Origin of the sequence: Metallosphaera sp. D4-4 (genome assembly GCF_046245145.1) — an archaeon.
GTDB lineage: Archaea > Thermoproteota > Thermoprotei_A > Sulfolobales > Sulfolobaceae > Metallosphaera > Metallosphaera sedula.
The window spans coordinates 536,277-550,637 of sequence record NZ_CP176412.1 but is presented as its reverse complement, the minus strand read 5'-3'; the positions used below and the strand labels follow the sequence as shown (position 1 = coordinate 550,637).

At 46.0% G+C, this 14,361-nt stretch carries 16 protein-coding genes; 5 read left to right on the top strand and 11 right to left on the bottom strand.

Annotated features, from left to right (window positions below):
- Position 1: 1 nt before the first annotated feature.
- From ACI49J_RS03100 to gcvT, 8 genes are all read right to left on the bottom strand, one after another.
- Complete coding sequence (locus ACI49J_RS03100) at positions 2-1,138, bottom strand: SufD family Fe-S cluster assembly protein (protein WP_240254484.1); 1,137 nt, start codon at positions 1,136-1,138, stop codon at positions 2-4.
- Positions 1,139-2,578 (bottom strand): Fe-S cluster assembly protein SufB, encoded by a 1,440-nt coding sequence (sufB, locus tag ACI49J_RS03095; RefSeq protein WP_048060340.1) that lies wholly within the window; start codon positions 2,576-2,578, stop codon positions 1,139-1,141.
- 98 nt (positions 2,579-2,676) lie between these two features.
- Positions 2,677-3,423 (bottom strand): Fe-S cluster assembly ATPase SufC, encoded by a 747-nt coding sequence (gene sufC, locus ACI49J_RS03090; protein WP_012021600.1) that lies wholly within the window; start codon positions 3,421-3,423, stop codon positions 2,677-2,679.
- 31 nt (positions 3,424-3,454) lie between these two features.
- Entirely contained in the window at positions 3,455-4,435 is a 981-nt protein-coding gene (locus tag ACI49J_RS03085; protein WP_240254485.1) for an AbrB/MazE/SpoVT family DNA-binding domain-containing protein, read from the bottom strand.
- Positions 4,436-4,604: 169 nt separating this feature from the next.
- Positions 4,605-4,982: a hypothetical protein gene (locus tag ACI49J_RS03080; RefSeq protein WP_240254486.1), complete on the bottom strand. Its 378-nt coding sequence runs from the start codon at positions 4,980-4,982 to the stop codon at positions 4,605-4,607.
- A gap of 5 nt (positions 4,983-4,987) precedes the next feature.
- The gene (locus ACI49J_RS03075) at positions 4,988-5,749 is read right to left on the bottom strand and encodes a proteasome assembly chaperone family protein (protein WP_012021603.1); all 762 of its coding nucleotides are present in this window, start codon (positions 5,747-5,749) and stop codon (positions 4,988-4,990) included.
- Positions 5,742-6,149: a glycine cleavage system protein GcvH gene (gene gcvH, locus ACI49J_RS03070; protein ID WP_240254487.1), complete on the bottom strand. Its 408-nt coding sequence runs from the start codon at positions 6,147-6,149 to the stop codon at positions 5,742-5,744. The genes ACI49J_RS03075 and gcvH overlap by 8 nt, the downstream gene beginning before the upstream one ends.
- Before the next feature lie 10 nt (positions 6,150-6,159).
- Entirely contained in the window at positions 6,160-7,203 is a 1,044-nt protein-coding gene (gcvT, locus tag ACI49J_RS03065; RefSeq protein WP_240254488.1) for a glycine cleavage system aminomethyltransferase GcvT, read from the bottom strand.
- Between the two features lie 44 nt (positions 7,204-7,247).
- Between gcvT and gcvPA the strand changes: the two genes are divergently transcribed.
- A complete protein-coding gene (gene gcvPA, locus ACI49J_RS03060) occupies positions 7,248-8,591 on the top strand; it encodes an aminomethyl-transferring glycine dehydrogenase subunit GcvPA (protein WP_240254489.1) in 1,344 nt (447 codons plus the stop codon).
- A complete protein-coding gene (gene gcvPB / locus ACI49J_RS03055) occupies positions 8,592-10,091 on the top strand; it encodes an aminomethyl-transferring glycine dehydrogenase subunit GcvPB (RefSeq protein WP_240254491.1) in 1,500 nt (499 codons plus the stop codon).
- On the opposite strand, the gene ACI49J_RS03050 is transcribed toward gcvPB, so the two are convergent.
- Positions 10,059-10,487, bottom strand: coding sequence for a signal peptidase I (locus ACI49J_RS03050; protein ID WP_048060124.1), 429 nt, complete (start codon positions 10,485-10,487; stop codon positions 10,059-10,061). The two genes, gcvPB and ACI49J_RS03050, sit on opposite strands and share 33 nt — an antisense overlap.
- Positions 10,468-10,791: a hypothetical protein gene (locus ACI49J_RS03045; protein ID WP_012021609.1), complete on the bottom strand. Its 324-nt coding sequence runs from the start codon at positions 10,789-10,791 to the stop codon at positions 10,468-10,470. Before ACI49J_RS03045 ends, ACI49J_RS03050 begins: the two co-directional genes overlap by 20 nt.
- 347 nt (positions 10,792-11,138) lie before the next feature.
- Between ACI49J_RS03045 and eno the strand changes: the two genes are divergently transcribed.
- Entirely contained in the window at positions 11,139-12,389 is a 1,251-nt protein-coding gene (gene eno / locus ACI49J_RS03040; protein ID WP_240254493.1) for a phosphopyruvate hydratase, read from the top strand.
- Here eno and ACI49J_RS03035 read toward each other — a convergent pair whose 3' ends face one another.
- On the bottom strand, positions 12,390-12,548 hold the full coding sequence (locus ACI49J_RS03035) for a hypothetical protein (protein ID WP_240254495.1): 159 nt from the start codon (positions 12,546-12,548) through the stop codon (positions 12,390-12,392).
- Positions 12,549-12,809: 261 nt separating this feature from the next.
- Between ACI49J_RS03035 and cdvA the strand changes: the two genes are divergently transcribed.
- Entirely contained in the window at positions 12,810-13,529 is a 720-nt protein-coding gene (gene cdvA, locus ACI49J_RS03030) for a cell division protein CdvA (protein WP_012021612.1), read from the top strand.
- Between the two features lie 18 nt (positions 13,530-13,547).
- On the top strand, positions 13,548-14,360 hold the full coding sequence (gene cdvB, locus ACI49J_RS03025; RefSeq protein ID WP_275691940.1) for a cell division protein CdvB: 813 nt from the start codon (positions 13,548-13,550) through the stop codon (positions 14,358-14,360).
- The last annotated feature ends 1 nt before the right edge of the window (position 14,361 follow it).

Here is a 14,361-nt window from a genome sequence, read left to right as displayed (position 1 = left end):
ATTAGTATCCCATCTTGGTAATCGCGTCCTCAACAAGCTTCCTGATTATGTCGTTGTCATTATCGTCGGTTAGGAAGCCCCTGATTATGAGTCCCTCGGCACTCTTCTTGTCTAGCCCCCTGTTCTCCAAATAGAAAATGAGATCCTCATTCACTTTTGAGGCTGAGGCCGAGTGCTTCGCTGTGATAATTTTCCCAGTCTTTACCTCAAGCATTGGCGCAACCACGGCCTTGGCATCGTCGCCTATGATGAGCGCCCTTCCCAGTATTGTTGTGGAGGAGTCAATGGCGTTCTCTCCTATGACCGCGTCTCCCCTAATCACCGTGTAGGAGCTACCGGAGGCAACTGCTTTCAGTACCCCGTTACTAACGCTCTTTCTTCCCACGTGATTCACGTTGGCGAGAACATTGACCCTATTATTTCCTATTCCGAGGCTCTTAGCGTTAAAGTTGGCAACCGCCTCATCTGCCAGTTCCACATGATACTCCGTGTGCCCTAGGGATTGACCCACGGAGAAAATCGAGGAATTGATCTCTCCCTTGATCGATCCCTTGGTGTAGGTAAAGGCATAGGAATCCCGGCTTGAGTTGACTATGGAGAAAGACATAGAGGAGCCCCTTGGAACGTCCAGGGAGATCACAGCGGAAGGCATAGCTCCCTCCGAACCGTCGGAATAGTAGATCAAGTCCACGTTGTCCCCATCTGGAACGCTGACCTCTACGAGAACTGGACAAAAGATTTTTCCTTGACATCTGTTATAAACGAGGTATTTCCCTCCCTTGTTAATCAATATCTTCCTGGAACCCGCCAGGGTTAAAGCCACGAGCTTGTGGTCCTCTGGCTTAACCAGGCCTGAGCTTACGGAGTCAAGTGGTGAGAAATTCAGGGGTATGTTATTCCCAATAACAAATGAATTATAGCCCTCAAGCGGGACAGAGAGGTCCTTGATGGGAGTGCCCTCTATACCTAAATTGAGGGCATCAAAAACAGACCACTCAGTGTAGTGCTTTATGGTGGGGGAGTCGCTGATTACCTGATAGGGTAAGGTTAGATATTTCTGAAAAATCTCTTCTCGTTCTGCTTTCGAGCCCAAGGACGAAATATACTTGAGGAAGCTATCTTGATCCACGACAGGCATTCATGCCACTGCTCCCAGCTTATCCAGCTCCAGCTTAATAACCTTGTTAAGCATCGTGGCATACTCGAAGGGTAGCTCCTTCATGATTTCGTCAATGAAGCCTAGTACTAGCATTGATGTGGCCTCCTTCTCTCCTATTCCCCTGTTCATCAAGTAGAATAGCTGATCTTCACTCATTCTGAAGGTATGAGCCTCGTGGGCTACGTCAGCGTCATCCTCAAGGACCTGGTTATGCGGGAAGGTGTAGGCCTTGGTCCTTTCGTCTAGCATGAGTGAGTCACACTTTACAAATGCCTTAGCTCCCTTGGCTCCCTTGTTGACCTTAATTAGCCCACGGTATATGTTTACACCTCCGCCAAAACCTATGTTCTTGTTGACGATCTTGCTCTTTGTGTTGGGCGCCGCGTGTATCATCTTGGAACCGCTATCCTTCCACTCACCTTCACCCGAGGCTAGGGTGACCACAAGGCTGGTGGAACTTGCGTTTTGGCCTCTCAGGATCGTAGTTGGATATACGAAACTATACTTGGAACCTAGAGATCCCTCAACCCACTCAATGTTGGCACTCTCGTCTGCCCATGCCCTCTTGTTATTGAAGTTAATCACGTTCTTGCTCCAGTTCTGGATGGTGGTAAACTTTATCTTAGCGTTCCTCTTGGCATAAAGCTCAACCATGCCGTCGTGGAAGGAGAACTTCCTAAGCTGTGGGGCGCTACAGCCCTCAATGAAGTGCAGATAAGACCCCTCATCGGCAACTATCAACGTGTGCTCAAACTGTCCCTCCATCTCCCTTCCAATGATGAAGAAGCCTTCCACCGGAGTCGTTATCTTAACTCCCTTGGGCACGTAAACGAAGACTCCCCCGCTCCAGAGGGCACCGTGTAGCGCAGCGAACTTATGATCCGATGCTGGAAAGATCTTCATGAAGTAATCCTTCATGAAGTCTGGATACTTCCTTAGGGCATCCTCTGGTGGCATCATTATTACACCTTTCTTGGTCAGCTCCTCCTTCACGTTGGAGTAAATGGGTTCGGACTCAAAGACTGCCACTAACCCGCCGAGATACTTCTTTTCGGACTCTGGTATCCCAAGGACATCGTAGTAATCCCTTATCTCCTTTGGAATCTGATCCCAATTGTTGGTCTGATCAACGTCAGGTTTCACATAGAGCTCAAGGCTTGAGACGTTAAGTGAGCCTAACACATCAGGTAACCAGTTTGGAGTTGGAATCTTCTCAAAGAGCTCAAGGGACTTTAGCCTAAGCCTCAACATCCACTCTGGTTCCTTCTTTATCTTGGAGATCTCCTCAATTGTGCTCTTGGTTAGCCCTGACTCAACTATCCTCCTGTGAAACTCATGTTGGTCCAATTTCTCATACTTCGCCTCTATGGACGCGTTGAGAATTTCGTTCATGTCTAGCGATAGTTTCTCTTCTGTCATCTTTCTTACCATCTTTAACTGTGTTAAAGATAAGCTATAAGCCTTTCTATTATATCTTCTCAACTAAATTAAGCTAAATGAAAATTAAAGTTTAAAAATCAGTTGCGAGATTTAATTACTCCCTCATAACCCTTCTCGTCAATGAGCTTTGCCAGTTCCATTCCACCGCTGGCTATTATTGTTCCCCTATATAGAACATGGACCTTATCGGCATTGACGTAATCTAGGATCCTCCTGTAATGCGTGATTATCACGTAGCCTGTGTTGTTTTCGGCCCTGAGTTTCTTTATGCCTTCTGAAATTATCCTCAATCCGTCAACATCAACTCCTGAGTCGGGCTCGTCCAAGATAGCAAACTTGGGTTTCATGAGCAACATCTGAAGAATCTCGGTCCTTTTCTTCTCACCACCGCTAAAGCCGTCAAAGACTCCCCTGTTCAGAAGGGTCTCGTTAAGTCCAACAGACTTGGCAATGTTCCTAACATCACCAACTATCTCTGACACGGACTTATTGGAGCCTGATATCCTGTTATACTCGGCCACGAGAAGGGTGGACAACTTGACCCCGCTTATCTCTATGGGGTTCTGAAAGGCTAGAAATAGCCCCCTCTTGACCTTCTCGTCTGTCTCTAGGTTTGTTATGTCCTCACCGTCGAGTATGATTGAACCCTTGGTTATCTTATACTTGGGGTGTCCCATGAGAGCCAAGGAAAGGGTGGTTTTACCGCTTCCGTTAGGACCCATCAAAGCATGTATCTCTCCGCTCTTGACCTCGAACGTAACCCCCTTAAGGACTTCCTTACCCTCAACCTCAACGTGAAGGTTTTCAACTTTAAGTGTTGACATTGTCAATTCACCACACACCATTTATTACATCTTAAGTTAAGTTTCTTTCTATCCAAGGCATATCCTCCAAGAACAGGGTGCAGGAGGAATTCTCTAGGGCGCTTTCCAAAAGCCCCACTATCTGCTTGATATACTCCACAACTGGCGTGTTGTTAAGTTGAGATAAGTTAGACCTGGATTCCTTGACTAGGTTGAGACCATTTAGAACCCTCTTGGTGCTGGGGAAGAGAACGGTCATGATGACCTCATCCAGGAGATCGTTAACCTTCTTCAAGGTCTCGACTAGAATCTTAGACTCCTCTTTGTCCAAGTTAGAGGACCTCACAGCTTCCATCAACTTATCTATTACAGTATCCACGTTGAGAAGCGTAGTCGTATTTATCACTATGAGCGAGTTCTTGGTCATGTTCTTGGCGGTCTCATATTTGCTTCCCATAACTCTCCTCATTAGCATGTAATAGAGCCTTCGTAGATCCTCGTGGTTACCCGCGTTCTCCTTTGGCGTTTCCCCTGATATGAGTGCAATAACCTCGTCTACCCTCTTGGCCACGGTATTTAACATCCTCCTGAGGAGAGACTCTATCCCCACCTTTTCGGTGTCTAAAAGGCATTCCACCTTAATTCTTGTCTCCGAGGTTTCAGTTACCTCGACTCCAACTATCTGCTTTGTTACCTGAATTAGGTCCTCAACGTCCTTTTGCTGGATAGATTTCTTGGATTCCAGGATAATTTCGTCATATCCAAGAGTATAGAGGCACGGGATTATACTGGGGATGGGTTGCTTCAGTGAGTCAACGTCGATCTTAATGGACCTATGGTTGTTCTCCATCTTTATCTTCTCTGCAATCAGCTTAAGTGAACCGTCGCTTGAGACCTCGATCAAGATTTTATCGCCTGGTTTCACGTTCCACTTGTTAATCCACTTTTTGGGCAGAGTAATGAACAGGGAAGATGAACCAAGCTTCTGTACCTTCCTGGTCTCTATGTCCTTGGCGTTGTTAAGCTCCTCCAAAATGATCCCTTAACTAGTTATCTTAAACGCCGTTTATAAACATGTTGCAACGTCTTCATAAGACTTTGAAAAAGGGGCTTTTATTATTACTCGTAAAGTTTTGATACTTTATATGATCGCAAATAAAGTTAGAAAGTAAATTTAAAGTAACCTTGAAACTTTGAAATTGTCATTTAGTTTCTCTCTTGAGTAACCTTAGGGTTATACGTCCCTTTACCCTGGAGACCTTAACCTCTGATCCTTCGAGTTCCTTGGGAATTTTTACCTTCAATCTATACTTTACTCCCCTCGAGTTAGTGCAGGAAAGTTCAAGGTTCTGTCCGTCCAATTTGACGTAAACGGTTTCCTCCTTCAGGTAGGGCACATCCACAATGTAGATCAGCTCGTTTTCCCTTCTCTGTTCACTGTAGAGTGGGACAAGGCAACTCTCCCTCTCCACAGACTCCCTTATTTCGTTTGACATTAACTCTACCAAGTTTTCCATCTCTCTCATTTCGAACTCTATCGCCTTCTTTACCATGTCGTATAGATCCTTATATGCTGGCATGTCTTTCACGCGTAGGTCATTGGTTTTCCTGAGGAGTAGGTGGGAAGCTCCCTCTTGGTTTGCTCCATTAGACCCTTGATCCTGGACCTTATCTCTTCTGCCTCCTGCAAGAGAGCGCTCGTATCAATGGTGAAGCCCAGGTATTTTCCGACTATTTCTAGGGCTACAGCTGAGGCCTCCGGATCCGGTATGTCCAGAAAAGACTCCACCACAATGGCGAAGTTGCCAATGTTTTTCTTGGCAGTCTCATAGAGAATGGGGGCATATGGACCGGAGATATAACCCTGACCAAATTTCTGAACATTGTCGAGCCCGCTCAAACTAGAAGCTAAATCCTTCGAGTTAGCTATCCAGTAAGCTGATGGTTTATCTATATCGAGTCTGTTGGGTATGGGAAGTCCCGTAATGGAAATTATTGAGCTGATGCCATACCTTATTGCATAATCTGTAATGAACCTAGCTAGGGGATAGGCTGAATTCACCGGGAGGGCGGTCCACGAGTGAAGGACTATGACGTTGATATCCTTTCCGTAATAGAGCCTTAGGGGAGACTTAGCAACACCATCATCAACGTGAAGTATTGGTGGAAGATACTTTCTGGAAAACACCTGGCCGTATTCTTGAACTAGACCCTTACCGATCATATACTCTGTGGCTATCTCCCCAACTAGACCAGCATCAGGTATACCTACGATCATGTACGCGGGTTTCCTTATATCAGGGACATAATTTTCCTCTATCTCAAATCCTTCCTCCACATTAATCACCCTTAATCTTCTCTGCATATAATTCTGGAGAGAGAAGCTTTTTACTTTCCTCTGGGTTACTGATCCTTAACTTGAATAGCCAACCAGAGCCGTAAGGATCCTTGTTTATTAGCTCTGGGCTCGAAGTTAGCTCCTCGTTAACGTCAGTTACTTCCCCTGAAAGCGGTGAGTATATGTCGGCAGCAGCCTTAACAGACTCCACGACCGCTACCACCTCCCCAAGGGTTACCTTCTGCCCTCTCTTAGGTAAATCCACTCCCACGATATCCCTTAGCTTCTTTTGAGCATAATCCGTTATCCCAACTACTGCTTCCACACCGTTTAGCTTAACCCACTCATCACTTTCAGTGTAAAGCAGATCAGTTTTGAGAACGTATTTACCAACCCTTATTTCGCTCAAATTAAGCGCCTCACTTAAATAGTGGGAAATCCGACAATTTAACGCTATAATCCTTCCCTCTTACCTCAACTTCTGCGTTTCCACCCATGAGGAAATGCCTGGAACTTAGGTAGCCCATGCCTATAACCCTTGATAGATAGGGAGAAAAGGTCGAACTGGTCACGTAACCTACTTCTTTCCCTGCTATCTTGATCTTGGAGGAGTTCCTAGGAATCACCCTCTGGTTCTTGGGTAGTTTTATACCAATTCTTAATCTGTCCACACCCGTCCTCAGGATATCCAAAAGGGCACCTTTCCCTATGAAGTCCTTATCCAGCGAGTAAACCCAGTACCTAGCTTCCACGGGGTTCACATCCTCTCCTATGTCCTCTCCGTAGAGGACGAAACCCATCTCCTGCCTTAAGCTATCTCTAGCTACTAGGCCAGCCCCCTTCACTCCTCGAGCTATGAGCCTCTCCAGGATGGATTGAGCTACTTCGGGTTTAGCCCAGAACTCTAATCCATCCTCTCCAGTCCAACCTGACCTACTCAAAAGGAAAACCTCATGTCCCTCAAACTTAGCGTTCAGCTTAAACTGCAGAGGAGACAGATCAGGTTTCTCCGCCACTTCCCAGATCCCACGTCCTTGAAGAGCTATCATGACTAGGTCAAAGGTTAAGTCCTCAACCTCGAGGGAGGAGTTCTTCCTGATCCAGTTTATTACCTTCTCCCTGTTTATCGCGTTGGTCACCACAAGGAACTCGGATTCTGATACCTTGTAGGTCATCACGTCATCCACAAAGCCTGCCCTATCGTTGAGAAAGGCCGTGGGACCAACCATGGTCCCAGGTGAGGAATCTGAAACCTTTTTTGCAACAAGATTTTCAAACTCTTGGAGTTTTCCAGTTATCCTTAGCCTACCCATGTGGGACAAATCGAAAAAGGCAGATTTTGTCCTGACCGCCATATGCTCCTCTTGGTAGGAGGTGTAGGTCATGGGCATTTTCCAGCCTGCAAACTCACCTAGATTTGCTCCTAACTTTTCCTCAAAGTTAATCAAGGGAGTCCAAAACATTCATAACCGCCTTCTATTGTTTGATATTTGCTGATGGAGTTTAAATGGACAACCATCCCTGGCTTCCAAATATATCTAGGATTAAAGATATGTTGAGGGAGATTGGGATAGACGACGTAGAACAGCTCTTTCAAGACGTTCCAAGGGATTTGATACTGCAGAGGGAATTGAAGGTAGGCTACGACTCTCCCTTGCCGGAGGAGGATATAAGATGGAGACTAAACCAAGTGGCCGAAAGGAACCTAAAGTTAAGATATCCCCCTTTTCTTGGGGCTGGAGCCTATCCCCACTCGATTCCTTCGGTAATAAGGTTCATCCTATCCAGGTCTGAGTTTTACACTGCCTACACTCCCTATCAACCTGAGGTCAATCAAGGTCTTCTGCAGGGCCTATTTGAGTACCAGAGCCTCATGGCTGAGCTCCTCGAGATGGACGTGGTAAACTCGTCGCATTATGATTGGGGAGGTAGTCTGGCTGAAGCAGTCCTGATGGGGTACAGAATCAATGGCAAAAGAAAGGTAGTAATCCCAGAATCCATCAACCCGCTTCACGAAGAAGTTCTGAGGACTTGGATATCAGGGAGAGAGCTAGAAGTGGTCAAGATCCCTGTTGGGAAGGACGGTAAAATAGACCTGGATTTCCTGTCATCGCTCAACTCGGACGAGATATCCTCGATTTACATTCAACAACCCAACTTCTTTGGAGTAGTTGAGACAGAGCTGGAGTACATTACCGACTGGGCCAGGAAAAATAATGTGGTGAGCATCATGGGGGTTAGTCCACTCTCTCTGGGATTAATAAAGACGCCAGGTGAACTTGGATTCGATATAGCTGTTGGAGATGGACAAGAACTAGGAATACCGCTCAACTTTGGAGGCCCGTATAGCGGTATTCTCGCCACCAGGATGGACATGAAACTCGTGAGACAGATGCCCGGAAGGATCGTGGGTATGACACAGGACTCTCAAGGGAGAAGGGGTTTCACCCTAATTCTCCAGACCAGGGAACAGTTCGCGAGAAGAGAGAAGGCAACATCCAACATTACCACAAATGAGGCCCTGATTGCTCTGGCCAACGCCGTGTACCTATCCCTCCTTGGGAAAGAGGGTATCAGGGAGTTAGCTACGGAAATTTATAAGAGGTCTCATTACGCCCTAAAGAGGATGGAGGATGAGGAACTGGGCAAGAGGAAGTGGGAGTCGGATTTCTTTGAGGAGTTCACATTTATGTTTAGGTCAGATTATGATAGGATTCACTCCGAGTTGCTCAGGAGGGGCATCCACGGCGGGTTGAGACTAGGTCCTAGGGAAGCCCTGTTCTGTGTGACTGAAGTTCATACCAAGCGGGCAATAGATGATCTAGTTAATGCCATGAAGGAGGTGGCCTAAATGTGGAGGCAGGCATATTGGGATGAACCTCTAATCACGGAGTATAAGGGGAAGGGAAGACAAGGCTTCCTCGTACCTAAGGAAGACCTAGACGTGGAAATTAAGTTACCTGAAAAGATCAAGAGGGGAAAGGAGCCTGAACTTCCCGAGGTTTCGGAGCTTGAGGTCGTTAGGCACTTCGTGAGACTATCCCAGATGAGCTTTGGCGTTGACACTGGAATGATGCCTTTGGGATCATGCACCATGAAGTACAATCCAAAGATAGAGGAAGAGACAGGGGTTGCAGAGAGGACTCACCCATTACAGGATCAGGACACCGTTCAGGGGAACCTAGAGGTAATGTACGAAATGCAAAGGTGGCTTGCTGAGGCCACGGGAATGGACGAATGTAGCTTACAGGTTCCGGCGGGATCAGCTGGTGAACTGGCTGGCGTGCTCATGATCAGGAAATACCACAGGGATCAGAATAGGAGGAGGGAGGAGATGCTTGTTGCTGACTCAGCCCACGGAACAAATCCGGCAAGCGCGGCGATGGCTGGCTTCTCAGTGATCTATATCAAGTCTAACCAGGAGGGCTTGGTTGACCTCAACGTGCTCAAAGGGACAATATCAGATAACGTTGCAGGGTTCATGTTGACGAATCCTAATACCCTGGGGCTCTTTGAGGAAAACATCAAGAAGATAGCCGAACTGGTTCACTCAGTGGATGGAGTCCTCTACTATGATGGCGCTAACCTAAACGGAATCCTGGGAATAGTGAGACCAGGGGACATGGGATTTGATATAGTTCATCTCAATCTTCACAAGACCTTCGGAGTCCCCCATGGGGGTGGAGGTCCAGGGGCTGGAGCCGTGTGTGCCAAGGGTAAGATGACTAAGTATCTCCCGTACCCCATAGTGTCCAAGGGAGAGAGATACTATCTTGTTAAGCCTGAGAGGTCCATAGGGAAGATCTCGGTGTTTAACGGAAATTTTGGTAACCTGATGAGGTCCTATGCCTACATTCTTGGTCTTGGCGGAAAGGGAGTCTCCATGATTGGGAGAATGAGTACACTGGCCACAAACTACCTGATAGCGAAACTTAGAGGAGTGAGGGGACTGGAGTTGATGGCTCCTCACCGGTTCAGAAAACATGAGGCAGTATTCAGTGCAAAGAAACTGGCAGAGGAAACTGGGGTGACTGCGTTTGATATAGCCAAGGCTTTACTCGACAGGGGCTTCTATGCGCCCACCATATACTTCCCGCCCAATGTGGAGGAGGCTCTGATGATCGAGCCCACAGAAACTGAGCCCATAGAAGTCCTGGATCAGTTCGCCAACGCAATCAAGGATATTGTGGAGAAAGCATATTCCAACCCTTCCTCCATTACCTCAGCTCCCCAAAACACGTCAGTGGGTAGACTTGATCAGGTTAAGGCAAATCATCCGAGCACTCTGACCCCAACCTATAGGGTTCTCAAGTCTAGGTTAGCGAGCCAAGGAAGAAAGCAGAATGGATAGGTAACCCAAGTAAGGAATGGAAATCACATACCCATCTATCTCAGTAACTTTTCCTATTACATCACTCGAGGGAACGCCAGGGGCCGGTTCTAACCCTATTTGATTATCAGGTTGCGGGTTTGATATCTTATCTACCCCCTGGGTTACGTAATACGTTCCGTCTACTCTAATGACCCTATGGATCACATAGGTGTGTAGTTGGGGTGACCTGTATATTATGATTGAGTGATACGTAATGTGTGTGGGAGACTGATAGAAAGTGAGGGCGCCATTCTGAAAAATGGGATACATTGATACTCCCTCTACGCTCGCGGAGCTTACAATGTTAGAATAGAACACGATATAAACTAGGGCGATAAGAATGATGATCGCTATATCACTCTTCTTCATCCAGATCGCCTAGATCCAGCTCTATTATTTCCCCTTCATCTGTCCTCTGTTCCTTCTTCTCCCCACCGAACTTCTTCACGCCTTTCTTACCCTCAACCTCTACCTCCGATCCGCCTGCCCTTATTTTGGAAACCACTGCCCTCCATCTATGACCACAATTGGGGCACTCGTATGAACCCATCACTGTTATGGTTATTCTACCGTAGGCATCAGGAAGGGGTGACACTAGGTTCCACGTCTTTATTGGCTTCTCAACCTTAGTCCCACAGTTAGGACAAACGTCCGGTTCACTTTGTTTCTTCTTGGGCATACGGGGTTATATGTAAGGTAACAGTTTAAAAAATAGTATCGTTATAACGGATGCAGTAAGGAAAAGTAATCCATTATAAATATATTTGTAGCTCTTTTTTATTATTAGGATATAACCTATTATATTTAATGCTAGAATAATTGGAAGAATGTACAGATAAGATGAAAGATAAGGATAAGAGGCTAAAAAAGGAGCTGTAACCCATGTTACCGCAAACGCGGTCTGATTGCTCATCTTGTCCTTCAACAGATGATAGTAAATGGGTGACATAATGCCGTAAAACAGGAAGAGAGCTATTGGTACCATTAACATTTTAGCCTATGTATGGTGAGTTGAGATGAATTAAAATGATGAACGGTTTCTCGATAGCTAAGGTCCAGGGATATGAAATTATTGATTCTAGAGGAAATTTAACTGTTAGGGCCAGGGTTACCTTGGAGTCCGGGATAAGGGCTACTGGAGATGCGCCCTCAGGAGCGTCAAAGGGGACTCGGGAGGCCGTGGAACTTAGGGACAAGGACGGCTCGGTTAAGGGAGCCGTGGATTCCATAAACTACTACATTTCACCTGCCCTCATGGGTCTAGATGTGAGGGAACAGGGAAAAATAGACAGGATAATGATAGAGTTGGACGGGACCGAGAATAAGTCCAGGCTGGGAGCCAATGCAACCATAGCTACGTCTATCGCAGTCGCCAAAACTGCGTCAATTTCCATGGGATTGGAACCTTTCATGTATATTGGCGGAGCCAGGACGCATACCTTGCCTGTACCCCTCCTCAACATCTTAAACGGGGGTCTGCACGCTGGTAACATGTTAAAGATCCAGGAGTTCATGATTATTCCAGTGAAATTTGACACGCTAAAAGAGGCCTTAATCGCATCCACCAAGATTTACAAGACCCTGAAGTCGCTTGTTACAGAGAGATACGGAAAGATATACACAGCTTTAGGAGATGAAGGGGGTATCTCCCCACCGCTCAGCGTTACTGAGGACGCGCTAAAGCTGGTGCATGAAGCTATTAAGAGGTCAGGAATGGAGGGTAGGGTCTTCATGGGGATGGACGCTGCTGCCTCAGATTTTTACAACCCCGAGAAAGGAGTGTATGAAATAGATAACGTAACTAAGTCCCCGGACGAAATGATAGAGTTTTATGTTGATATAGCTAGCCGTTACCCCTTACTATATCTGGAAGATCCTTTCGAGGAGAACGATTTCAGCAGATATTCAGAGTTGCAGAGCAGAATTAAGAACGTGATAGTCACTGGGGATGACCTGTTCACCACTAACGTGAGATACCTTAGAAAGGGAATCGAGATGAAATCCGCTAGAGGAGTTATTGTTAAGGCTAACCAGATTGGAACGCTGACTGAAACCATTCAATTCTTCGATCTAGCTAAGGACAACTCCATTAAGACCGTAGTTAGTCATAGGAGCGGTGAAACCGAAGACAGCTTCATTGCCGACCTCGCCGTAGGCCTAAACAGCGACTTCATAAAAACAGGAGCCCCCTCCAGAGGAGAAAGGACATCAAAATATAATAGATTACTTGAAATTGAAAATGAGTTCGGACTTGAATATCTCGGTAGAAGGCTCTAGTTATGGCAATAATATTCCGACTACGACTAAGCCAGCGGCCAATAGTAGGAGGAAGAGGATGAATTGTTTAGTGGTAAGATTGGGTACTGCCTTAACTGCCTTGAAGAGACCGTAGACCATTCCTCCTATGGCCACGAGGAACAGTACTATTAATCCCATTGCTATCAGCGTTATTGATAACGGTTCAGTGTTGAAGCTTAAGGGATGGAATAACTGGTTTGTTACGTTTACAAGCGTCTGTAACGTCATGATCAAACCATAGATTGTTCATGGAAAGTTTATTTAAATTGCCCCCCGGAATTACGTCTGCCAGTGATGAAGGTTAAAAGCGCGTATTGGATGAAGAAAAACCTACTCTGAGGGGCACTAAGCCTTTTAAACTATTCTTGGAGTAACCAGTATTTTTGAGGAGTAATACCTATGGCTATATCGTATGATAATTTAATGAAATTTATAGGTCAAAAGGTGAAGGATGTCTATGGAAGAGAAGTTGGGTACATAGTCCACGTGTACACCGAGGTTGATGGAACTGTCACTGGGATAGAGGTGGCTTATGGAAATACCTTCTCCACGTTGGACCCTTCTAGAATATCCTTAGTTAATGATGTACTGGCCATCTTACCTGACTGGAAGGCCGACTCTATGAAATCCATCATGCAAATGGAAAAAATAAGGAAGAGGCAAAGGGCCCTAGAAGAATTATACGCTAAGCAAGAAATTCCAAAATCTTCCTATGATGATATGAAAAGAAAACTTGATTCTGAAATGGTGAAAATTAGGGAGGATTACGCGAAAATTAAGAGCAAGCTGAAGAGTAGACTAAACGAAGTAGAGGACCAGATCACGCATATAGATAGGGCAATGATTGCCGTTAAGATGAGCTACATAGCTGCTGAGCTGACTGAAAGTGCCTATAAAGGCTCCATTGAGATACTGAGGCAGGCTAAGGAGAGTTACATCATAGAGAAGGACGATATAAGAAAGACCATGGAGAAACTAGACTTAAGTGATAGGGATACCGGGTTAGATATAAAAGGAGCAGGGTCCCTAACTAATGGAGCAGAGTCGTCAGCAAAACCCGATCTTAGCAGGACGGAATTACCAACACCAATACCTGTTAAAGTCTTAAGCACACAGTGATCAACCTATTTCTTTAGGATGAAGTTAAGCTCACTTTTCAACATTACAAGAAAGAAGGATGAACAGGGATTGTTAGCTTCTAAAATAACTGAAATTTCTATTAAATTGAAAGATCAACAGGACAAGCTTGATGAGACCATGAGGAAGCTGGAGGAAAGGGACAGAGATCTTTTCGATAAGGTGGTGCGATCACAAGAGAATGGAGAGATGACCAGGGCCACAATCTACGCCCAGGAAATCTCCGAGATAAGAAAAATCATGAAAATAGTTTACACTGCCAGACTGGCCATAGAGAAGGTCAGGATTAGATTGGAAACCATCCATGATATCCAAGGGGTATCTTTGGTTATTGGACCTGTGGGAAGGACTTTGGAGAGTCTAAAGGAGCAGGTAAGGGGAGTGGCTCCAGAAGTGGCCATATCTTTGGACTCAATTATCAGTAGCGTAAACAGCATTGCGGTGGAAACAGGAACTGCAGTGAGCGACAGAACTCTAGTCCCCACAGTGGACGATGAGGCTAGGAGAATCCTTGATGAGGCAAGGAAGACTGCAGAGACTAAGATCAGCGAAAGAATGCCCAAACTAGATTTGCCTCACCCCCCCAAGGACGTTCCTGTGCCCAGCGCAATAGGGCTTCCCCATCCTCCCTCATCTGAACCCAAGATAGTCAGAAGAAAGATAGGAGAGCAGGAACTGCTGAACCTTATCAGGAACAGTGGAGGTATACTGGATGTGTCCCTAGTGGCAGCCGAATACGGCGTAGATAAGGAGGAGGTACTCGGGATACTGAACAATCTGGCCAGAAAGGGTCTGATTGCACTGGAGGCGTAAT